This window comes from Nonomuraea sp. AD125B, from assembly GCF_041402765.1.
GTDB lineage: Bacteria > Actinomycetota > Actinomycetes > Streptosporangiales > Streptosporangiaceae > Nonomuraea > Nonomuraea bangladeshensis.
The window spans coordinates 167373-187971 of the sequence record NZ_JBGLOU010000002.1 but is presented as its reverse complement, the minus strand read 5'-3'; the positions used below and the strand labels follow the sequence as shown (position 1 = coordinate 187971).

The following is a 20599-nucleotide window of genomic DNA, read 5'->3' as shown; positions in this document are numbered from 1 at the left end:
GTCAGGCAGGCGCCGGGCTGGTCGTCGTCGCCGAGTGCATGGGATCGTCGCGGTGGAAGATCGCCAGGAGGGCGAACCAGACCAGGATCATGATCCCGGCCGGGCGGAGGAACTCCTCGGCGAGAACGGCGCCGACGAAGGAGTAGCCGGCGAGCCAGACGCCGGTGACGACGCCGACCACGCGGACCGGCCAGGAACGGCTGACCAGGGAACTCGCCACGATCCAGACGCCGGCGAGGACATGGCCGCCGAGCCGGACCGCCCAGGCCGTGTCGTACTCGACCCCGTTGATCATCAGGATGCCGGCGAGCACGTCGAGCGTCACCCAGCCGTAGCCTGCGGCCTTGGCCCAGGACGCCGCGTCCAGCCGCGATACCAGGAAGAGGATCGAGAGGTGGAAGAAGACGCCCAGGTATTCTCCCCATGCCACGTCCGGGTCCACGAAGAAGGCGATCACGGCAGGAAGGAACAGGAGCAGGGGCAGGAGCGCCACCAGGCGCAGGCCGGCGTAGTGCCGTCCGGGATCGAGCATGGGAGTGGTCCTCTGTACGTCGAGTTGTCCGGTCGGGTCGAACACTAGAAAGAGAAGTGTTGATATGTCAACAGTCGGGTCGGGCGAAGCGACTGAGCTGTGGCTGCGCTGGAAACGCGCCCACGAGACGATCCGTGCCGCCGTCGTCGCCGAGACCACCACGGCCTCGGGCGTCTCGGAGCCGGAACTGAGCGTCCTCGTCTGCCTGCACGAGTCCGGCGGAAGCCTCCGCCAGAACGCCCTCGCCGCCGCCCTCGGCTGGGACCGGACCCGGCTGTCGCACCTGCTCACCCGGATGACCGACCGCGGCTACGTGGCCCGCGACAAGGTTCCGAACGGGATGGAGGTCGCGCTGTGCCCGCAGGGCAGGCAGGTGCTTGACGCGACGTTGCCGACACTGGAGACAGCCACCCGCCGTCACCTGCTGGACCGGCTCGGCCCGGACGACGCCAAGACCCTCAAGGCCCTCGTCGATCGCCTCCTGTCCGGCACCGGCTCCAACTGACGGCCCGGGCCTGCCGCCGGGCGTCCGGGCCCGGCTGCGACCAGCGGGTGATCTGAGCCGCAGCGCGTCGATCGCGGCCTGCAGGGCGTAGGTGGTGAACGCCATCTCCGGCACGCATTGCGTGAGTACATGGAATTTTCGGCAGGCACAAGGTCACCCCAGGAAGCGGCGTGGTCGAGTCCGGGGAGCGCGGGGTCAGCCGCGCCCGAACCGCGCCTCAGCTGCGGGAGCGTCCGGCCTGGAGCAGCTCCAATGCCTCGTTCAAGGCAGGGGCCGGCGCGAGATCGCAGGCAGCTCGGATCGCGCCCGACAGAAAGGTGATCCACATGTCGACCAGCGCTGCGATCTCGTGTGGGCGGCCGCTTCTGAGCCAGTGGCGGGCGGTTTCGTCGCAGGCGGCGGAGTAGCCGCGCATGGGCAACTCGAGCGCCGGGTCGTCCGCGTCGAGGCCGAGTAGCCGGCAGATCGAGTGGATCCCCTCCCGGCGGGTCGCCTCGAAGGCCTCCCCTGCCGCGTCGGTGCCCTCCGCGCGGCGCAGGATCAGGTTGAGGGCGGCGTCCTCGTGCTCTGCCAGGAATTCCAGGTGGGCGGTGAGATGGCGGCGGAGACGTTCGAGGACGGGCCCATCGGTGGTGAGCTTCGCGGCGGCGCGGAGCTGCCGGTCGATCTCGCGTACGGCCTCCGCGTAGAGGCTCTCCTTGCCGTTGAAGTGGTGGGACAGGAGTCCGTGGGCGACTCCGGCCGAGCGGGCGATGTCCCCGACGGTGACATCCGCGTAGGGGCGCTGCGAGAAGCACTCCAGCGCGGCGTGCAGCAGCTTCTGGCGCGTCTCCTGGGCGGCCAGCTGCCGCCGCGTCGGCGGCTTGCCCGTGACGGACTGGGTCACGCCTGATCCTCCCCGACGATGTCTGCTTGCCCTGTCATCAGCGTATCGGGCCATGTCGCGCGCGGTCTCCGTGCTCCAATTTGATTGACTGTCATTCAATGACTTATATTCAACAATAGGCGCACCGCGAGGAAGGATCGCAGCATGTCTCTCAACCTGCCGCTCCCGGACAAGGACGACCCTGTGTGGACGGCCGCCAACGGCTTCGTCGTCCGTAAGGACGGAGGTGTCATCCGGCTCACCGGGCATGAGACGTTCGCGGTGAAGGTCACAGGAGAACAGACCGACGGGGCATTCGCTTTCATGGACGGTCTCATCGAGCCGGACCATGGCAACCAGCCGCATATCCACACCAAGGAGGACGAAGCGTTCTACGTCGTCTCCGGGGCATTCGAGTTCATCAACGGGAACGAGAAGATCACGGCCGGTGCCGGCGATTTCGTGTACATCCCCAAGGGCACGCGGCACGGCTTCAAGAACATCGGCACGGAGCCGGCCAGGCTCCTCGTCTTCTACACGCCCGCCGGACCGGAGTCCTTCTTCCTGGCGTACGGCGAGACGGACCGAGCCCCGGAGCCCTGGCCGGACGAGAAGTTCAACGAGATGGTGGACATCCTGGGCGCCCACAACATGGTGCTACTTCCGGGAGATCACGACTGGGACTGAGCCGTGCTCGCAATGTACAACAGCATCCATCACTACCGGTTCCGGCCTCGACCGGGAGATCTCCTGAGCGGCACTCGCCGCAGAGGACACAGTCGTGCTGACCGGTCGCCGTACAGCGGCAGTGAGATCAACGCCGCCGGCAGCCGGACGCAGGACGAGCGGGCCGCCTGTGAGCACGTCATCCGGGCACCGAACTCGACGAATGACAGCCTTCGCACCGGGTCGGTGCAAGGCGGGAAAGGAGCTCGCCATGGGGCGAGTAATGGGAAAGACAGCGCTGGTCACCGGCGGCGCCATGGGGATGGGCGGCGCCACCGTCCGGCGGCTCGTCGCCGAGGGCGCGAACGTGGTCATCGCTGACGTGAACGTCACCGCGGCGCAGGCCCTCGCCGACGAGCTCGGACCCAATGCCGTCATGGAGAAGCTCGACGTCCGGTCTCCGGAGGAGTGGGTCCGGGTCGTCGACCGGACCGAGAAGCGGTTCGGCTCCGTCGACATCCTGGTCAACAACGCGGGCATCGCAGACCCGGCTCCCCTGGAGCAGTGGGACATCGCGCGGCTGCAGCGCACGTTGGACGTGAACCTGATCGGTGTCTTCAACGGTATCCAGGCCGTGGTCCCGGCGATGAAACGGGCCGGGGGTGGATCGATCGTCAACATCGGTTCCGTCGGAGCGTTGCAGGGGGTGCCGAGGATGTCCGGCTACGTCGTCTCCAAGTGGGCGGTCCGTGGCCTGACCAAGACCGCCGCTCTGGAGTTGGGCGCGTACGGGATCCGAGTGAACGCCGTCCACCCCGGGCAGATCATGACCCCGATGACCGCCGGCGTCACTTTCGACACCAGCAACGTCGCGCTGGGCCGGGTCGGCGAGCCGGATGACATCGCCGGGATCGTGCTCTTCTTCGCCGGCGACGACTCCCGGTTCGTCACCGGCAGCGAGGTGGCCGGCGACGGCGGACAGATCGCCGGACAGGCCGACTACCAGGGCCTGCCCCAGTAACAGCATGGTGGTGCGGGACCTCGGACGGGCACCGCACGATCGTCGGTATGTCGCCCATGTCAACTGAGGATCGTGTGGTGACGACGCCACCGCCGCCCGCCCGCAGTCGGGCGCAGCCCGTGGCGGTGCGGTCAGAGGTTGTCGAGGAACTCCAGGAGGAGGCGGTTGACGTCGTCGGGGCGTTCCTGCTGAATCCAATGGCCGCAGTCCAGGAGATGGCTGCCGGTCAGCTGCGGAAGGGTATGGGGATAGGCGTCGATGGCGTCGGACAGCCACATCGTGGAGGCGTCCCGCTTGCCGCCGACGAACAGGGACGGCTGCTCGATCGGGGCCCCGGCGTAGGGAGCCAGGTCCTCCCAGTCACGGTCCATGTTGCGGTAGCGGTTGAGCGCTCCGGTGAGACCGGTCCGCTCGAACTCCGCGGCGTAGAAATCGAGATCCTCCTCCGTCAACCAGGACGGCATGGCCCCGGTGGGGAACCGCTCGCGCAGGGTGCCGCCCTCGCGGGTGACGAAATGCGGGTCGGGAGCGCCGGGTCCGGCCATGGTGTCACCGGACAGGGCGCGGTAGAACCCGGCGAGCCAGCCCCTCACGTCGGGCTCGATCTCGGACTCGGCCCGGCCGGGCTCCTGGAAGTACGAGACGTAGAACTCCTCGTCCCCGCCCGTCTGAGCGAACGCCTCGCTCGGCCGGGGACCGCCCGGCGGCGCGTAGGGCACGCTCAGGATGCCGACCGCGCGGAACACCTCCGGTGCGAGCAGCGCGGAGTGCGCGGCGATCGTCGCCCCCCAGTCGTGACCGATGATCACCGCCGAGGACTCGCCGAGCGCCCGCACGACCGCGACGTTGTCGGCGACCAGGTCGAGCATCCGGTACGCGGCGGGGTCCCGCGGCTTGGACGAGCGCCCGTATCCCCGTACGTCGAGAGCGACAGCCCGGTAGCCCGCCCGCGCCAGCGCGGGCAGCTGCCGTCGCCAGGAGTACCACGACTCGGGAAACCCGTGCACCAGCAGCACCAGCGGCCCGCTGCCCTGCTCCACCAGGTGGATGCGCCCCGCGCCCGCTTCCAAGATCCGATGCTCGACCCTCATCGTGCCCCCTCCTCGACCTGCGCTTCCTTGATCACGCCGACCCTAGGCGCGCGGCTTCCCAGGAGCCAAAATCCGTTGCCATCTCGGCAAACGCGCGTTGTGCCTGACCTCCTGGAACGACCTTCCGCCCCTACGTCGTCAGCCAGAGGCGCGGCGTGAACGGCGGTACGCAGGCGCCGCGCAGCGCCGAACGCAGGTAGTCCGGCCCGTAGGCGATGGACACTCCGCCACCGGGGCGTGGCGTGCACAGCGGCTTGGCGTAGAAGCTGTCGGGGCGTCCGCCGGATCTGGCCGGGCGCACGCACAGCAGGGCGACTGCGTCGCTAGGGTCGCTGTGGTAGCCGAGCCGTCCGCTGTGCTGGTAGCTGCGGGTGGCGGCGCGGGCAGCGCGGCGGCCTCGCACTGCCGCTCGCTCATCTCATCCAAAGGTCAGACTGGCCAAAGGAGCAGGTGCCGATCACGTTGATGAACATGCTGTGCGTCGGCGGCGACCATCAACCGATCCGATAGGCGGCAGCGCCGTTGTGCAGGAAACGGGCGCGGCCGTGGCCGTCGGAACCGACCAGGGACAGGACCTGGTGGCCGGAGGACTTCGGCTCGGTGGTGATGACCGCGCTGTCGTTGAGTCGGACGACCTCGACGCGGTCCTCGGACCTCCCGAGGAAGGACTCGGCGAGTTCATTGCGCGGGCGGTAGATGAGGAACGCGCGGTCGTGCTCACTGGTGAGGGTGATGTCGTACAGGGTGGAGCGGTAGGTGCCGCACATGCGGTCCGCGTCGATCCCGGCCGGGTTCAGGGGAGGCACGGGTCGCGGCGCCGTCTCGACGCCGGCAAGGTCCCTGAGCGCCGCATCGAAGATCTCGTAGGCCAGGGGCTCGCCGCCCGTGCTGTTGGTGAGGACGGCCACCGCCACCCCCGCCGATGGTACGACGCGAAGCCAGGCCTTCTGCCCCTTGGCGACGCCGGTGTGGCCGACGACGCCGTCCTGGTAGAGCATCCAGCCAAGTCCCCAGCCGATGACGCCGCCGCCGAAGTCCGGGACGGTTTCCAGCTGAGGTTCGCGCAGTGCCGCCAGCGCGGGGTCGGCCAGATGCAGGCGTACGAACTCCAGCAGCTCGCGCGCGCTGATCGCGAAGTGCGAGCCGCTGGGCGCGGAGTAGTAGGAAACCGCCCATTCCTTGGTCGGAACGACCTTTCCGCCGGTCTGGACGTGGCCGACCGCGGCGCGGTGCAGGATCGCCTCGTAGGGGTCGGTGGCGGCGGTACGCAGGCCCAACGGTGTCACCAGGCGTTCGCGGAGCACGTCGTGGAAGGGCTTGCCGCGCAACACCTCCACCAGCCGGCCGAGCACCACGTACCCGCTGTTGGAGTAGGAGAAGACGGTGCCGGGCGGGAGGAGGTGGTCCGCCTCGGCGAGGGTGGCGACGAACTTCTCGATCGCGTCGTCGTTGCGACCGGTGTCGGTGAAGTGGTTGCCGTCGATGCCGCCGGTGTGGGTGAGCAGGTGGCGGGCGGTCAGGGACGCGGTGGCGGCCGGGTCGCTCAGCCGGAAGCCGGGCAGGTGGTCGCGCACGGGACGGTCGAGATCCAGCACACCGTCGTCGACCAGTTGCTGGATGAGCGTGGCTGTCCAGATCTTGGTGATCGAGCCGATCTTGAACACCGAGTCGGTCGTGGCCTCGACCTGGGTGCGCAGACTCAGTACGCCCGCGGCCTCGTCCTGGATCTCCCCGTCGGCCAGCACGGCGACCTGCGCGCCCGGTACGTCGTATTTCGCGACAAGCTCGCCCAGATCCCATTCCATCCCGTCAGGCTAGCTCCATGATCGAAAGCTACGGGCGCAGCCTGTGCGGCTGTTCGGGCTGAGAGGGCATGGCCAGGCGATGAAGCACGACCGAACGAGCGACTCGCCGCCCGTCAGCACCTCTCCGGTATCGCGGCCGAAGGGGCTTAACCTGCAGAAACAGGATCAGGCGTAGATCAATGCGCGGCCGCTGTCTGGTGAGCGAGCAAGGAAAGGGCCCGACATGTCCAACCACTTCACCGGCCTCAGCCTCGGGCCGCCACTCGGGGACCAGCGCCTCGATCTCTGCGACCTGTACGCCTTCACCGCACCCGGGGATTCGAGCAGGACCGTCCTCATCCTCAACGCCAATCCCAACGCCGATGCGCTGCACCCCGACGCCATCTACCGGCTGAACATCGACAGCGACGGCGACTACCTGACCGACGTCGCCTTCAGCTGGGTCTTCAGCCCTCCGGCGGCCGACGGCTCCCAGACCTACAGCGTGTTCATGGCGACCGGCGCGGAGGCCCGCCAACCGGAGGCGGCCGGCGACGAAATCGTGTCGGACGCCGCCGTCTCCTTCGGCCCTCAGGCCAACGTGGTCACCAGCGGCGACTACAAGGTGGCCGCCGGCAGCCGCAGTGACGCCTTCTTCTTCGACTTCGACGGCATCAAGAGCTTGTTCGACACCAGCGGCAAGCGGAACTTCACCGCACCGCACCTGGGCGGGGAGTCCCCCTGGACCGGCGTCGACTCCAACCTCACGGCCAACGTCTTCTCCATGGCCATCGAACTGCCGACCGCAGACCTGGCACCCAAGCCCGCGCTGCACATCTGGGGCCGGTGCAGCGTCCGGCGCGACGGCGAGCTCGTCCACGCCGACCGGGCCGGGCACCCGTCCATGAGCAGCTTCTTCAACACCGACGACACCAAGGAGGACTACAACGCCGGCGAGCCGGTCGACGACCGCGACAAGTGGACGGATCAGTTCGTTCACCTGCTGGGCCACACCGGTGGCTACTCGCGTGAGGAGGCCATCGCCGCGATCGACGAGCACGGCCTCCTGCCGGACGTGCTGCGCTTCGACCCGTCCGAACCGGCCGCCTACCCCAATGGCCGGACCTTCACCGAAGACGTCATCGACATCCGCGTCGCGTTCCTCACCAAGAACGAGGCCCCGCCCACCGGCCTGCAGCCGCACACCGACACGCTGGACCGATTCCCGTACCTGGGCGACCCCCACCCGGCAGCCGCCTCCTGACGGATCCCAGAGGAAGACCGCCGCAGGCTCCGACGGCCGAGCCGACTCAGCCGTCAGAAGAGCCTCGGACCTCGGCTTCGGCTCAGAATCGTGTGATCTTCGGCACGGACTGAGCGATGAGGTTGACGTGGTCGAAGAAGACGGCCGGCCCTTGAACCAGGTTTTGGTAGCATCGGAGATTGACCGGGCCGGGCACGGTGGTCGTCACAGCCGTCTGGAACGACAGGCTGCCCGTCTGCTCCGGGCCCACGATCGCCGTCTGCATGCCGAACCAGACGCGGGGCTCATTCGGCAGCTGGAAGTCACAGCGGACGCCGTACTTCTGTGGGGCGCCGTCTTGCTGGGCGAAGTCGAGGCTGGCGTTCAGGAGGTAGTTTCCCGCCCCGGGCAGTTGGACGGTGGCCACAATGATGGGAGCTGTGTTGGCCCGGTGGAGGCCGTAGCTGTCCTCGTCGATGAACACCTCGCCCGGAACGGGAGCCGCGGCGGCGGTGGCTTCCTCTGCCGAAGCGGCGCTGCCAGTGGTGATAACGGTCAGGGCGGCACACGCAATGACGATGATCTTGTTCATGTGAACGGACGTTATAGATCGCGACTGAAAGGCGAGTTGGAGATGACTGGGATCGGGGCGTGAGGGGCCGGCCTGAGCGCCCAGCGCGGGTGCGCGCGTGCCGGTCACGATCGACAGGATGCGCGGCCGCACCGGATCGTCCAGCGCCGGGTGCCACCCGGCCGCCCGCTCGACGTCGAGCAGCTCGGGTGGAGGGTGGCCCTTCCTGTCCCTGGTCGTACGTGACTCCTCCGGCATGGCCACGCCATCCAGGGACAGGAAGGTGGATCGCTCTCCTTATGCGCCGTCGTCGCTCAGCGGTCCGTCGTCAGAAGCGCTGCCAGGTGTTCTTCGTGCGCTGCTGGGACACTCCGGGCTTGGAGTAGTCGCACACCCCCTGAGGGAAGATCGTCCGCAGCCGCTCCCACTGCTGGTCCGTCCACTGCACCCCGTAACCGTCACGCTTCAGCTTGGTCAGCCGGCACGTGACGATGTCGGCGGTGACGTCCTCCCCCGCCACCTCCCGGGGGAAGGACGCGGTCGGGTACAGCCGCTCGCACGCGCTCGCCGGGTCGCGCTCAAGTGTCTCGGCCACGAACCGCGGCTTCTCGTCGCGGGTGTTGCAGCCCTCGACCAGGGTGTCCGGCCGCGCGGTGGTGATCCGCTGAATGGCCTTGCCCCCGGGGCGGAGGCCGGCGAGGTTCGTCAGCCAGTGGTCCATCTGGGTCACGGCGTGCCGCACCAGCGCGCTCTCGGTGCTGAACAGCCCGTATCGGGCGTCCTCCAGCAGGCTGACGTGGTTGGCCGCCGTCCCGTTGGCCTCCTTCAGCCGTTCCCGCATGGAGAAGGTGTGGTAGCGGACGTGGATGTCGCCCCAGGACACGTCGTCCCAGTACGAGCGGTAGTCGATGATCGGCGTCGTGGCCAGCCCGCGACCGCCGCTGATCACCCGCCCGGTGCGGTACGCGATCTTGGTGGCCGCCGGGTCGGCCTCGGTCCGCCGCGGCACGACGTTCGCGTCGGCGTCGAGGCCGCCGATGCGCTCGTTGAGGTCGAGGAACTGCTCCGGCGTGATGGCGCCGTCCTTCAGCGCGCCGAGCCCGTACTGGATGCCGACGTTGTCCAGCGGCCTGCGCGCGAAGCCGGTGGCCGGGTCGGCGCCGTAGATGTTGATCATGTGGTCGTAGACGCCGCAGCGGACGCCGCCACGGTTGGTGTCCGGGTTGTAGCGCTGCTGCTCGGGGACCATGTCGCAGTCCAGCCGCGGGTCGATCCTGTTGGCGCCCCGCGACATGGCGGACACCATGGCCGCCGTCGCGAAGCCGGAGGCCTTGCGCTTCTGCTCGTCCGTCCACGCGAGCGTCGCGCCGGAGTTGAAGTACGTGTCGAGCAGCCGCGCGTCGGTGAGGAAGTTGACCGTGCTGATGCCGACCTCGGGGAACGAGCAGCCGACGACGATGCCGTCGAAGATGCCCGGATAGTTGTCGGCGATCTGATGAGCCTGGTAGGACCCGCCCGAGCAGCCGTAGCCGATCGTGTGCTCGACCGGCCCGTGCCTCTCGACGAACAGCTCCTTGGTCATCATCGCCGTCTCGGCCGCCGTGACGTCGTTGCAGTTGTTGCCGAAGACGTTCAGCGAGGACGACATCAGCGCGAACCCGCGGCCGAGCATGAACGCGTCGGTGACGGTGCCGGTGCCGCTGCCCGACCGGTACCACCCGCCGGCGCAGCCGCCGCCGAGGGTGAACACGGCCCGGCCGTTCCAGCCCGCGGGGCGCACCGCGGGCGAGGGCGCGGGCTCGGCCAGCGGGTCGTGCAGCATGCTCATCTGGACCACCGCGCGGTTGGCGGTGGAGGTCTCCATCCGGACGACGAACTTGACCGTGACGCCGAGCGAGTTCGTCGTGGTGGCCAGGTCGGAGGGGTAGGCGGTGGCGCCGGCCGGCCAGGCCTTGTACGCGTTGCCGGTGGTCCGGTAGAAGTAGTCGACCCGGGGGGCGATCGTGCAGTCCGCGTCGAGCGGCTCGCCGAGCCTGCCGCCGATCACCGGGATCGCGAACGCCGCGGTCTCGCAGGCGAACGGCCGCTCGTGCGGGCCGGAGAACACCGGGCCCTGGGCGGGGTGGTTGACCAGCGTGATCGAGGCGCGCGGCCCGCCGGGCGTCCGCGTGGTGACCTCGACCGTGTTCTCGCCCTCCCGCAGCCCGGTCACCAGCCCCAGGAGCTCGCCGGCGCCCGCCCCGGCCTGGAAGGCCGAGGTGACGTCGGCCTGGCCGTTCACCGTCACCTGGAGGTTCTCGCGCGAGACCGCGCGGGGCAGCGCGATCCGGAGCAGCGAGTCGCCGCCGGTCACCATGTCGGGCCTGCCGGAGATCGCGGAGATCCCGAGCTCGTCCGGCCTCGACTCGTCCGGCTCGGCGGTCACCGTGATGGTGACGGTCGCGGTCGAGCGCTCGGAGTCGTCGCCGACCCCGTAGGTGAAGGTGTCGACGCCGACGTACCCGCGGTCGGGCCGGTAGCGGAACGACCCGTCCGCGGACGTCGTCAGGGTGCCGTGGGCCGGCTCGGACCACGCCGTCACCGCGGGCGTGACGCCGTCGGGGAAGCTGTCGTTGCCGAGCACGCCGGGCGCGTCGGCCACCAGCTCGGTCCCCTGGGTGACGGTGCGGAAGTCGTCGGCGGCGATGGGACGCGGCGTGGGCGGCCCCTCGCCGGGCGCTCTGACGACCAGCTCGTACAGGCGGGCCGCGTTCGTGCTGTGCCGCGACTTCTTGGTGATCACCAGGCGGAGCGTGTCGGTCGTGAGGTCGGTGCTGAACGTGACCACCGGCTTGGTGTTGTCGACCGCGGTCCCGACGGTCACCCAGCCGTCATCGGTCTGGGCCTCGACGGTGAAATCGACCAGGACCGTGTCGGCGTACGGGTTGGGCCAGCCGGAACCGCTGTAGATCCCGACCGTGCCGACCCGGGTCCGGGCCGGGAACTTGATCGTCAGTGTGGGGGTGGCGTCGGCCGCCGACGACATCCAGCGGGAGGACTCCGCGCACAGGCCGTCGACGGCGTTCTTCGCGCCGTAGCTCGAGCTGAAGGTCGAGGACGCCGTGACGGTCGCCCCCATCGCCCGATGACCGGTGCATTCGATGTCCGATGCCAGGGCGGAGTTCTGGGTGGTGGTGGTCTCGGCCGACAGCGATGGGGCGGTCAGACCGCCCGCTGCCAGCAGGGCGGTGGTCAGCAGCGCGATGACCGAGGACCTCAGGTGCATCCTCGCGGACACGACGTCTCCTCGTCTACGTGGTGGGGGGTGGGGGCCCGCCGGCCGCGTGGCCGGCGGGCCTCGCGGTCACTCAGGGGCCGTCGGGGTAGGTGAGGTGGACCCGGATGTTGGTCCAGTTCTGCGGGCAGTTCGCCGCCTGGCAGGTGCCGGGGTCGTGCACGCCGGTGAACTCCGGGCTCAGCTGCCAGGTCTTGCCGTAGTCGTAGGAGACCTCGAAGTAGGTGGACTCGCCGAGGTTGTTCGGGTCGAACGTGGTCCGGGCGTACATGCCGAACACCGGCGCGATCGCCTCCCAGCCCGGGGAGAACGAGGTCTTGCCGTCGATGATGTACCGCTTGTCGAACAGCCGCTTCGGGTCCGCGCCGACCGGGCCGACGATGAGCCACTGGGGCCGGCCCATGAACGAGTTCTGACCGAGGTCGTTGCTGAGGAACTTCACGTGGTTCGCCGGGACGATCTGGAAGCCGCCGCGGACGTTCTCGTCCCAGCTGAAGCCGACGTACGGCGAGGTCGAGAAGGTCATCGCACCGGGGTGGTTGGTGTCCATCTGGCCGATGTGGGCGAACTCCGTGCCGCCGAAGCGCCCGGTGCCCTCGACCCGCTGGACGACGTCGGCGACGTGGCGCTTCGCGCCCTTGGCGTAGCCGACGTAGATCCCGCCGTTCTTCTGGTGCGTCTTCCCCGCGACCGTGTCGCCCGCGGCCCAGTTCTCGAACTCGATGTAGGTGGGCGAGGCGTTGCGCACCAGGGGCTGGTAGGCGGTGAAGCGCAGCTTGCGCGGGGGCGCGGCGTTCGGGTCGGCGCGGAAGTGCTCGGCGATGGGACGCCAGTCCTGCTTCGCCTCGTCGAAGTAGGACAGCGGCGCGCCGGTGGGCAGCGAGCTCTTCCCGCCGAAGATGCCCGAGCCGCCCGGGATGTCGGTGTAGATGGTGTCGGCCAGCCAGTTGCCCCAGTCCGCGCCGATGTACCGGTCGGGCCGGATGTTGAGCAGGCTGGTGGTCCAGTCGCGCTCGCCGGTGGCCGGGTCGAAGTTCTCGTAGCGCAGCGGGTCGTAGCTCTCCTCCGGCCAGACCTTGGAGCGCAGCACGTAGACCGACGTGGCGAGCAGGTGGCCCGCGGTGCCGTCGATGGCGCGCGAGTACTTCGACGCCCAGAAACCGTCGTTGGCCTTGACGGTGGCGGTCGCCGGCCGCTGCACGTGGCCGAGCACGGTACGCGTGCCGTCCAACGCGACGTGCTCGATGGCGCCGCCCGTGGAGTTGTCGATCTCGACGTGGAACTGCGCGGCGAAGCGCGGGTTGTTCTCGGGCGTGGCGTGCGGGGGGATCGGGGTTCCCGCCATGTTGCTGATGCCTGCCGGGGGACCGCCGCGGTGGTCCCCGACGGGCGACGCGGTGGCCGCGGTGGCGGGGGCGAGCAGTGCCACCGTCGCGAGGCCCACGCACCACAGGCGGGCGCTGCGACGTCGGCGGGTGGTCGTGGTGTGGGGGGTGGCTTGCACGGTGTCCGGGCGAGCCGCCCGGCGATCGGGAACCACGGGATGGTCCCTCCTTCTGGTGTTGCGCATTATCGCGGCTGCAAGTGTCGGCCAGTGTTCCGACCCGATCAGCGCCTGTCAAGATCTGGTATTGACTGATAATGCGCAACACCACCATGATGTTGCGCATTATCGAACCGGGGGGCAGCCCTCAGGAGGTACAGATGATCACAAAATCCCGTGGCGCTTCTCGTCTGGCGGCCGGGCTCATCGCGGTGATGGCGCTGAGCGCGTGCGGCGGCGGCGGGACCGCAGGCGGCACCGCGAACGGCGGCGGCTCCGGCGACGGCGCGAGCACCCTGCGGGTCTGGTTCCCCGGCAACCTCGCCGAGGAGATCTCCTGGGTGAACGAGAAGCTGGTCCCCGCGTTCGAGGCCGAGCACAAGGTCGACGTCCAGGTCGAGTTCGTCGACTGGGCCAACCTGGCCACGCGGCTGTCGACCGCCTTCGCCGGCGGCACCGCGCCCGACATCTTCGGCCACGGCAACGCCGCGGCGGCTGGATACGCCGCCAACAACCGGGTGATCGCGCTGGACGACTACCTCGCCAAGCTGCCCGACTCCGACGTGAAGGACCTGACCTTCCTCGACCAGGGCAAGGTCGGCGGCAAGCAGGTCATCATGCCGCTGCGGGGCTTCGGCCACCTGCTCGCCTACCGCACCGACCTGTTCCAGGAGGCCGGGCTCGACCCGGCCACCCCGCCCGCGACCTGGCAGGACCTGCGCGCCGCGGCGGACAAGCTCGTCGTCCGCGACGGCGACCGGATCACCCGCTCCGGCGTGATCTTCCCCGCTGACGACCCGACGAGCATGTCGCAGGCGTTCGGCAGCTTCCTGTTCCAGGCCGGCGGGAACTTCGCCGACGAGAGCGGCACCACCATCACCTGGAACTCCGACGCGGGCAAGCGCGCCCTGCAGTTCCTCGCCGAGTTCTACACCGGGCCGAAGGCCGTCTCCACCGGCCTGGGCGAGGCGACGAGCGGCGCGGGGGCGCAGCACCCGCTGGTCACCGGGCGCGCGGCCATGGCCGTGATCGACGAGGCGACGCTCAAGAGCATCCACGAGCAGGCCCCCGACGTCGCCGCGAAGATCAAGCTGGCCCCGCCGCTGAAGGACACCACCGCGGCGTCGTTCGGCGGAGCCGGCAACGGGCTGTTCATCAGCGCCGACTCCGGCCACAAGGACCAGGCGTGGCAGTTCATCGAGTTCCTGCTCAAGCCGGCGAACGCCAAGGCGTACGTCCAGGCCGTCGGCGGCATCCCGGCGCGCGCCTCCCTGGCCACCGACCCCGACCTCGCCGCCCAGCAGTACATCAAGCCCTACATGGACGCCGCCGCCCAGTTCCGCGGGAACCCCAACATCGCGACGTGGACCCAGCAGCGCGAGGCGCTGGCCAAGCAGATCGAGGCCGTGCTGCGCGGCAAGACGCCCGCCGCCGAGGCGCTCGACCGCGCGGCGTCGGAGGCCGCGGCCCTGGCCAAGCAGAACTGATCGGCCGACTCGAACGGATCTCCGAACGGATGAAGCTTCATCATGGTGACTGAGACCCGGCCGCCGGGAACGTCCTCGGGGCCCGAGCCCGTGACGGCACGCCGGCCGAGCCGGAGCCCGCTCCGCTCGGCCCAGCGCCGGGCGGGCTGGCTCCTGGTCCTGCCCGCCGCCCTCGCGTTGTCGCTGGTCACGATCGTGCCGATCGGGTACGGCTTCTACCTGAGCCTGACCTCGTACAATCCGGTCGAACGCGGCGGGCCCAGGTTCCACGGCCTGGACGGCTACCTCGCCGTGCTCCAGTCCGGCGAGTTCTGGCACGCGATCTGGATCACCGTCCAGTACGCGTTCGGCACGCTGATCCTGGCCGTGCCGGCGGCCCTCGCCCTGGCGCTGCTGGTCAACGGCCGGTTTCCCGGCGTGGCCCTGTTCCGCGCGGTGCTCTACCTGCCGCGGGTGGTGCCGCTGGTGGCGGTGAGCATGATCTGGCTGTGGCTGTACTCCCACGACGGGCTGTTCAACTACCTGCTGGACCTGGTCGGGCTGCCGCCAGTGGACTTCCTCACTGACGAGGACACCGCCCTGCTGTCGCTGATCGGGATGCGGGCCTGGAAGGCGCTCGGCGGCAGCATGATCATCTTCCTGGCGGGGCTCCAGGCGGTCCCGGCCTCGCTGCTGGAGGCCGCGTCCGTGGACGGGTGCGGACGCTGGCGGACGCTGCGGCACGTGATCCTGCCGCTGCTCGTGCCGATCACGACGTACGTGGTCGTGGTCGACCTCATCTACCTCGCCCAGTCCTTCTCCGAGATCTACGTCCTGACCTCAGGAGGTCCGCTGTCCTCCACGACCGTCCTGAACATGCTGATCTACAACGAGGCGTTCGAGCACTACAGGCTCGGCAACGCGAGCGCCATGGCGTTCCTGCTGTTCTGCCTGATCTTCGGCCTCGCCTACCTCAGCATCCGCTCGATGGCGAGAGGAGGCAGGCGATGAACGCGCGAACGGCCGGCGCCGGCCGGCGCAGGGCGCTGCTCACCGGGGTGGTCACCCTGCTGGTGGCGATGCCGTTCGTGTGGATGGTGTCGCTGGCCTTCAAACCGAAGACCGAGGTGTTCAGCTACCCGCCGAAGCTGCTGCCCGACCAGCCGACGCTGGACAACTTCGCCTACGTCTGGAACTCCACGAACATCCCCGGGGCGATGGCCAACAGCCTCATCGTGGCGACCCTCACGGTCGCGGGGAACTGTATCGCGGCGACGGCGGCGGGCTACGCCCTGGCGCGGATCGACTTCCGCGGCTCGCGCCTGCTGTTCACCACGGTGCTGGGCAGCGCCATGGTGCCGTCCATCGTGCAGCTGATCCCGCTGTTCCTCATCGTCAAGGGCTTCCCGCTGGCCGGCGGCAACGACCTGTTCGGCCAGGGCGGCAGCGGGCTGCTGGACTCGCACGTCGGCCTCGTGCTGCCGATGCTGGTGCAGCCGCTCAACATCTACCTCGCCCGTCAGTACTTCCTCGACATGCCGGCCGAGCTGGCGGAGGCCGGCCGGCTGGACGGCGCCGGGGAGCTGCGCATCTTCTGGCAGGTCTACCTGCCGCTGGCCCGGCCGATCGTCGCCACCATCGCCATCCTCTCCTTCACCGGCGCCTGGGAGGACTTCCTGTGGCCGCTGGTGGCGGTGTCGTCGCCGGAGATGCAGACGCTGCCGCTGGCGCTCAGCTCGTTCGCGGGCAGCGGCGTGACCCAGTACGGCCCGCTGATGGCCGGGACGTTCATCGCGATCGTGCCGGTACTGGTGATCTTCGTGGCCGGCCAGCGGCACTTCGTGCAGGGGCTGGGCGCGGGAGGGGTGAAGGGATGACGCACCGCAGACCGGTCGTGACGCTGCTGCCGCTCGACGACCGGCCCGTGAACACCGGCCACGTGGCCGGGCTGGCCGGCGCCGCCGGGACCCTGCTGCGGCTCCCGCCGGCCGGGCTCCTGCCGGCGGGTGGCGCACCCGCGGACCTGGACGGCACGTCCCGGTGGCTGGAGGACGCCGCCGCCGGCAGCGACGCCGTCGTGGTCAGCGTCAACCAGCTCGCCCACGGCGGATTCGTCGCCTCGCGGCGCACCGCCGAGCCGCTGGCCCGGACGCTGGCCCGCCTGGACGTGCTGCGGCGCGTCCGGGCGGCCCGGCCGGACCTTCCCGTCCACGCCTTCGTCACGCTGATGCGGACCAAGAAGACCGACGGCGCCGGAGCCGAGCCGGCCTACTGGGACCGGCACGGCCGGCGGTTCTTCACCCTCTCGCAGGAGCTCTACCGGGCCGAACACGGACGACCCGGCGCGGTGGCGCCCGCCAGGGCGGAGATCCCCGAGCCGTTCGTCGCGGACTTCTTCACCCGGCGGCTGCGCCTGCACGCCATGCACCTGGCCTGCGTCGAGCTGGTGGCGGAGGGAGTCGTCGACACGCTGTCGATCCTGGTGGAGGACAGCACGGTCGAGAGCGTGTCCACGAGCGAGCGGGAGTGGCTGGAAGCCTGGATCGGCCGCCTCGGCCTCGGCGACCGGATCGGCTGCTACCCGGGCGCCGACGAGGCCGGCGCCGTGCTGACCGTCCGGGCCGCGCTGGAGCACGCCGGCCTGCGCCCGAGGGTGGCGCTCGCCTGCCTCGACCCGGACGCGCTCGGGCGGATCGCGGCCTACGAGGACGTGCCCGTCCGCGACACGATCGCCGACCAGGTCGCGGCCATCGGCGCGGTCCTCGTCGAGGACATCGGCCAGGCCGACCTGGTGCTCGCGGTGCACCCTCCCGGCCTGCCCCCGCGCGACTGGTGCTCCGGGCCGGACCAGCCGGAGCGGCCGTCCGGCGAGGCGGTGCGCCTCGCCGGACGGGCGCGGGACCTGCTGGAGGCCGGGCTCCCCGTCGCGGTGGCGGACGTCGCCGACGCCAACGGCGCCGACCCCGCGCTGGTCATGGCGTTGCGCGAGGCCGGCCTGCTCCCGCGCCTCGCCGGGTACGCGGGGTGGAACACCGCGGGCAACACGATCGGCAGCGCGCTGGCCCAGGGATGCAGCCGCCTGCTGGCCGCCGGCGACCGGCAACTGGCCGAGCACGCCCGCACCCTCGTCCATCGGCTGCTCGACGACTGGGGGTACCAGACCTCCGCGCGGCGCGGGTTCCTCACCCCGGGGACGGACCTTCGGCCGGACCAGGTGGAGCGGGAGCTCGGCGAGCTGCTCGCGGACCTCGGCCCCCCGGCCGACAAGTTGCGAATTGCGCCCGGCAGCGTCAGCTTCCCGTGGGATCGTCCCTTTGAGATTTCCTTTGAGTTGGAGCACCTCGAGGAAGGGAACGATCCCCGGTGAAAGACGCGCCCCGCCGCAGGCCGCGCCAGTCCGACATCGCCAAGCTGGCCGGTGTCTCGCAGACCACGGTCTCCATCGTCATCAACGGCAGGCATTCGGACACCATCCGGATCCCTCCGGAGACCAGGAGGCACGTCTTCGAGGTGGCCCGGTCCCTGGGCTACACCATCGACCCGGTGGCGCGCAGCCTGGCCGGTGGGATGAACCATCTGATCGGCGTCTACACGTTCGAGTCGCTGTTCCCGATGGATCATCACGACTTCTACTACCCGTTCCTGGTGGGGATCGAGGCCGCGGCCGAGGCGCTCGGCTACGACCTGCTGATGTTCACCAGCGCCACCGGCTCGGACGGCGGCAGGTCGATCTACCGCGAAGGCGTCAACCGGCTGGGGCTCGCCGACGGCTGCGTGATGCTCGGCAAGGAGACCAACCGGGACGACCTCGTCCGGCTGCGGGACGAGGGGTTCAGGTTCGTCCTGATCGGCCGCCGTGACGTGCCGGGCCCGGTCACGTACGTCACCGCGGACTACGCGAACGCGACCGGCAAGGTCGTCGACCACCTGGTGGGCCTCGGGCACGAGCGCATCGCCTACCTGACGGCCGCCGATCCGGGCGAGCCGTCCGCCGACCGTGACGCCGGGTTCCGGGCCGCGCAGAGCCGGCACGGGCTCGACACCGACGGGCTCGTCCTGTCGGTCCGCAAGGAGGAGGGGCCGTCGGCCGAGGAGGTACGGCGGCTGCTCGCGGCCGGGGCCACCGCGTTCATCGCCCACGAGTCGGTGGTCGCGCTCAGGCTGCTCGACCTCCTCGCCGGGATGGGCGTCGACGTGCCGGGCGCGTGCTCGGTGGCCGCGCTCAGCGACGCGCCCGACGCCGTTCCGGGGCCGGAGCTCACCTGCTTCCGGATACCGCGGCGGGAGATGGGGATGCGCGCGGTCGAGCTGCTGGTCCAGCAGCTCGAGTCGGCGGAAGAGGTCGAGCCGCGGGCCGTCGAGCTGCCATGCACCTTCGTCGCTGGGCAGACCAGCGGCTCCAACCGAAAGGAATCATGAGTGACCGAGTTCCGCGCAGACGTACTGGTGGTCGGGGGAGGTTTGGGCGGCGTCGCGGCCGCCCTGGCCGCGGCCAGGAACGGTGCGCAGGTGGTGCTCACCGAGGAGACGGCCTGGCTGGGAGGGCAGCTCACCACGCAGCTCGTCCCGCCCGACGAACATCCCTGGATCGAGTCCTTCGGAAGCACCGCGACTTACCGGCGGCTGCGCGACGGCATCCGTGAGTACTACCGGAGGGAATACCCGCTGCGGTCCGCGTCGAGGTCGCTGGCCCACCTGAACCCCGGCGCCGGCCGGGTCGGGCCGCTGTGCCACGAGCCGCGGGTGGCCCTGGCCGTGATCGAGGCCATGCTCGCCCCGTGGCAGGCGGCCGGGAAGATCACCGTGCTGCGCCGGCACGTCCCGGCGACCGCCCAGATCGACGGCGACCACGTGACGGCGATGGGCTTCCACGACCTGGAGACGGGCGGCGACGTCACCGTCACGGCCAGGTTCGTCCTGGACGCCACCGAGGCCGGGGACGTGCTGCCGATCACCGGGACCGAGTTCACGACCGGCGCCGAGTCGCAGGCCGACACGGGCGAACCGCACGCCGCGGCGATCGCGCGGCCGGACAACATGCAGGCGGTGTCGGTGTGCTTCGCGCTCTCCCACCACGCGGGGGAGGACCACACGATCGACAAGCCGGACGACTACGCCGCCTGGCGGGCGGTGGCTCCCGAGTGGTGGCACGGCCCCCAGCTCGGCTGGGTCGCCCCGCACCCGCACACGCTGGAACCCCGCCGCCACGTCTTCACCCCGAACCCGGACGACGACCCGACGGGCATCGTCGCCGACCAGAGCAAGGACCCGGGGTCGGACGAGCTGTGGACGTTCCGGCGCATCCTGGCCCGCAACCACTTCCGGCCCGGCGCGTTCGACAGCGACATCACCATCGTGAACTGGCCGATGATCGACTACCTGGGCGGCCCCGTCATCGGCGGCACCGCCGAGCAGAACGCGGCGCACACGGCCGCGGCGCGGGCCCAGAGCCTGAGCTTCCTCTACTGGCTGCAGTCCGAGGCGCCCCGGCCCGACGGCGGCACCGGCTGGCCCGGCCTGAAACCGCGTCCCGACGTCACCGGCACCGCCGACGGCTTCGCGATGCGCCCGTACGTCAGGGAGTCGCGGCGGATCCGCGGCCAGTACCGGATCGTGGAGCAGGACCTCGCGGTGGCCGTACGCCCCGGAGGAGCGGTCTCCTACCACGACAGCGTCGGGATCGGCTCGTACCGGATCGACCTGCACCCCTCGACCGGCGGGGACAACTACATCGACGTGCCGGCGTGGCCGTTCCAGATCCCGATGCGGGCGCTGGTTCCCGAACGGGTCCGTAACGTGATCGCCGCGGGCAAGAACATCAGCACCACGCACATCACCAACGGCTGCTACCGCGTCCACCCGGTCGAGTGGACCGTGGGCGAGGCGGCCGGTCACCTGGCGTCGTTCTGTGTGGCCAGGGACACCGAGCCGCAGCAGGTCACCGCGACGCCGGACTTGCTGGCCGAGGTCCAGCGATCGATGGCCGCCCAGGGCATGGAACTGGACTGGCCCAATGTCACCTACTACTGAGACGGGTT

18 protein-coding genes are annotated in these 20599 nt (G+C 70.1%); 10 read left to right on the top strand and 8 right to left on the bottom strand.

Annotation, left to right across the window (positions count from 1 at the left end):
* Position 1: 1 nt before the first annotated feature.
* Entirely contained in the window at positions 2-532 is a 531-nt protein-coding gene (locus tag ACBR40_RS05725) for a hypothetical protein (protein ID WP_371247729.1), read from the bottom strand.
* Positions 533-596: 64 nt separating this feature from the next.
* On the opposite strand from ACBR40_RS05725, the gene ACBR40_RS05720 reads away from it, so the two are divergent.
* Positions 597-1037, top strand: a complete 441-nt coding sequence (locus tag ACBR40_RS05720) for a MarR family winged helix-turn-helix transcriptional regulator (RefSeq protein WP_371247728.1) — start codon at positions 597-599, stop codon at positions 1035-1037.
* Between the two features lie 217 nt (positions 1038-1254).
* Here the strand turns inward: ACBR40_RS05720 and ACBR40_RS05715 are convergent, their stop codons facing one another.
* Entirely contained in the window at positions 1255-1923 is a 669-nt protein-coding gene (locus ACBR40_RS05715; protein WP_371247727.1) for a TetR/AcrR family transcriptional regulator, read from the bottom strand.
* A 144-nt stretch (positions 1924-2067) separates the two neighbouring features.
* On the opposite strand from ACBR40_RS05715, the gene ACBR40_RS05710 reads away from it, so the two are divergent.
* Together ACBR40_RS05710 and ACBR40_RS05705 are read left to right on the top strand one after the other, a co-directional pair.
* Positions 2068-2589: a cupin domain-containing protein gene (locus ACBR40_RS05710; protein ID WP_371247726.1), complete on the top strand. Its 522-nt coding sequence runs from the start codon at positions 2068-2070 to the stop codon at positions 2587-2589.
* 262 nt (positions 2590-2851) lie between these two features.
* Positions 2852-3589: an SDR family oxidoreductase gene (locus ACBR40_RS05705; protein WP_371247725.1), complete on the top strand. Its 738-nt coding sequence runs from the start codon at positions 2852-2854 to the stop codon at positions 3587-3589.
* Between the two features lie 131 nt (positions 3590-3720).
* Here the strand turns inward: ACBR40_RS05705 and ACBR40_RS05700 are convergent, their stop codons facing one another.
* From ACBR40_RS05700 to ACBR40_RS05690, 3 genes are all read right to left on the bottom strand, one after another.
* Positions 3721-4680, bottom strand: a complete 960-nt coding sequence (locus tag ACBR40_RS05700; RefSeq protein ID WP_371247724.1) for an alpha/beta hydrolase — start codon at positions 4678-4680, stop codon at positions 3721-3723.
* 130 nt (positions 4681-4810) lie between these two features.
* The gene (locus ACBR40_RS05695) at positions 4811-5083 is read right to left on the bottom strand and encodes a hypothetical protein (RefSeq protein ID WP_371247723.1); all 273 of its coding nucleotides are present in this window, start codon (positions 5081-5083) and stop codon (positions 4811-4813) included.
* A gap of 91 nt (positions 5084-5174) precedes the next feature.
* The gene (locus tag ACBR40_RS05690) at positions 5175-6485 is read right to left on the bottom strand and encodes a serine hydrolase domain-containing protein (RefSeq protein WP_371247722.1); all 1311 of its coding nucleotides are present in this window, start codon (positions 6483-6485) and stop codon (positions 5175-5177) included.
* A 223-nt stretch (positions 6486-6708) separates the two neighbouring features.
* Here ACBR40_RS05690 and ACBR40_RS05685 point away from each other — a divergent pair, with 223 nt between their 5' ends.
* Positions 6709-7728 (top strand): DUF4331 family protein, encoded by a 1020-nt coding sequence (locus ACBR40_RS05685; RefSeq protein ID WP_371247721.1) that lies wholly within the window; start codon positions 6709-6711, stop codon positions 7726-7728.
* An 82-nt stretch (positions 7729-7810) separates the two neighbouring features.
* Here ACBR40_RS05685 and ACBR40_RS05680 read toward each other — a convergent pair whose 3' ends face one another.
* The 3 genes from ACBR40_RS05680 to ACBR40_RS05670 form a co-directional block, all read right to left on the bottom strand.
* Positions 7811-8299 carry a hypothetical protein gene (locus ACBR40_RS05680; protein ID WP_371247720.1) on the bottom strand — a complete coding sequence of 163 codons (489 nt, stop codon included), beginning with the start codon at positions 8297-8299 and terminating at the stop codon, positions 7811-7813.
* A 307-nt stretch (positions 8300-8606) separates the two neighbouring features.
* Complete coding sequence (locus ACBR40_RS05675; protein ID WP_371247718.1) at positions 8607-11555, bottom strand: DUF6351 family protein; 2949 nt, start codon at positions 11553-11555, stop codon at positions 8607-8609.
* 70 nt (positions 11556-11625) lie between these two features.
* Positions 11626-13092, bottom strand: a complete 1467-nt coding sequence (locus ACBR40_RS05670; RefSeq protein ID WP_371247716.1) for a hypothetical protein — start codon at positions 13090-13092, stop codon at positions 11626-11628.
* A 164-nt stretch (positions 13093-13256) separates the two neighbouring features.
* Between ACBR40_RS05670 and ACBR40_RS05665 the strand changes: the two genes are divergently transcribed.
* From ACBR40_RS05665 to ACBR40_RS05640, 6 genes are read left to right on the top strand one after another with little or no spacing between them, the layout of a single operon-like run.
* Complete coding sequence (locus tag ACBR40_RS05665) at positions 13257-14582, top strand: ABC transporter substrate-binding protein (RefSeq protein ID WP_371247715.1); 1326 nt, start codon at positions 13257-13259, stop codon at positions 14580-14582.
* A 42-nt stretch (positions 14583-14624) separates the two neighbouring features.
* On the top strand, positions 14625-15572 hold the full coding sequence (locus ACBR40_RS05660; RefSeq protein ID WP_344207930.1) for a sugar ABC transporter permease: 948 nt from the start codon (positions 14625-14627) through the stop codon (positions 15570-15572).
* Positions 15569-16438 (top strand): carbohydrate ABC transporter permease, encoded by an 870-nt coding sequence (locus tag ACBR40_RS05655; protein ID WP_371247714.1) that lies wholly within the window; start codon positions 15569-15571, stop codon positions 16436-16438. Before ACBR40_RS05660 ends, ACBR40_RS05655 begins: the two co-directional genes overlap by 4 nt.
* On the top strand, positions 16435-17928 hold the full coding sequence (locus ACBR40_RS05650; RefSeq protein ID WP_371247713.1) for a DUF4127 family protein: 1494 nt from the start codon (positions 16435-16437) through the stop codon (positions 17926-17928). Before ACBR40_RS05655 ends, ACBR40_RS05650 begins: the two co-directional genes overlap by 4 nt.
* Positions 17925-18980 carry a LacI family DNA-binding transcriptional regulator gene (locus tag ACBR40_RS05645; RefSeq protein WP_344207933.1) on the top strand — a complete coding sequence of 352 codons (1056 nt, stop codon included), beginning with the start codon at positions 17925-17927 and terminating at the stop codon, positions 18978-18980. Before ACBR40_RS05650 ends, ACBR40_RS05645 begins: the two co-directional genes overlap by 4 nt.
* The gene (locus tag ACBR40_RS05640) at positions 18981-20591 is read left to right on the top strand and encodes an FAD-dependent oxidoreductase (protein ID WP_371247712.1); all 1611 of its coding nucleotides are present in this window, start codon (positions 18981-18983) and stop codon (positions 20589-20591) included.
* The last annotated feature ends 8 nt before the right edge of the window (positions 20592-20599 follow it).

What these genes read in the sequence shown, in the direction of transcription:
- ACBR40_RS05725 (WP_371247729.1), bottom strand. Translation starts at nt 532, where the DNA reads ATGCTCGATCCCGGACGGCACTACGCCGGCCTGCGCCTGGTGGCGCTC.
- ACBR40_RS05720 (WP_371247728.1), top strand. Translation starts at nt 597, where the DNA reads ATGTCAACAGTCGGGTCGGGCGAAGCGACTGAGCTGTGGCTGCGCTGG.
- ACBR40_RS05710 (WP_371247726.1), top strand. Translation starts at nt 2,068, where the DNA reads ATGTCTCTCAACCTGCCGCTCCCGGACAAGGACGACCCTGTGTGGACG.
- ACBR40_RS05705 (WP_371247725.1), top strand. Translation starts at nt 2,852, where the DNA reads ATGGGAAAGACAGCGCTGGTCACCGGCGGCGCCATGGGGATGGGCGGC.
- ACBR40_RS05700 (WP_371247724.1), bottom strand. Translation starts at nt 4,680, where the DNA reads ATGAGGGTCGAGCATCGGATCTTGGAAGCGGGCGCGGGGCGCATCCAC.
- ACBR40_RS05690 (WP_371247722.1), bottom strand. Translation starts at nt 6,485, where the DNA reads ATGGAATGGGATCTGGGCGAGCTTGTCGCGAAATACGACGTACCGGGC.
- ACBR40_RS05685 (WP_371247721.1), top strand. Translation starts at nt 6,709, where the DNA reads ATGTCCAACCACTTCACCGGCCTCAGCCTCGGGCCGCCACTCGGGGAC.
- ACBR40_RS05680 (WP_371247720.1), bottom strand. Translation starts at nt 8,299, where the DNA reads ATGAACAAGATCATCGTCATTGCGTGTGCCGCCCTGACCGTTATCACC.
- ACBR40_RS05665 (WP_371247715.1), top strand. Translation starts at nt 13,257, where the DNA reads ATGATCACAAAATCCCGTGGCGCTTCTCGTCTGGCGGCCGGGCTCATC.
- ACBR40_RS05660 (WP_344207930.1), top strand. Translation starts at nt 14,625, where the DNA reads ATGGTGACTGAGACCCGGCCGCCGGGAACGTCCTCGGGGCCCGAGCCC.
- ACBR40_RS05655 (WP_371247714.1), top strand. Translation starts at nt 15,569, where the DNA reads ATGAACGCGCGAACGGCCGGCGCCGGCCGGCGCAGGGCGCTGCTCACC.
- ACBR40_RS05650 (WP_371247713.1), top strand. Translation starts at nt 16,435, where the DNA reads ATGACGCACCGCAGACCGGTCGTGACGCTGCTGCCGCTCGACGACCGG.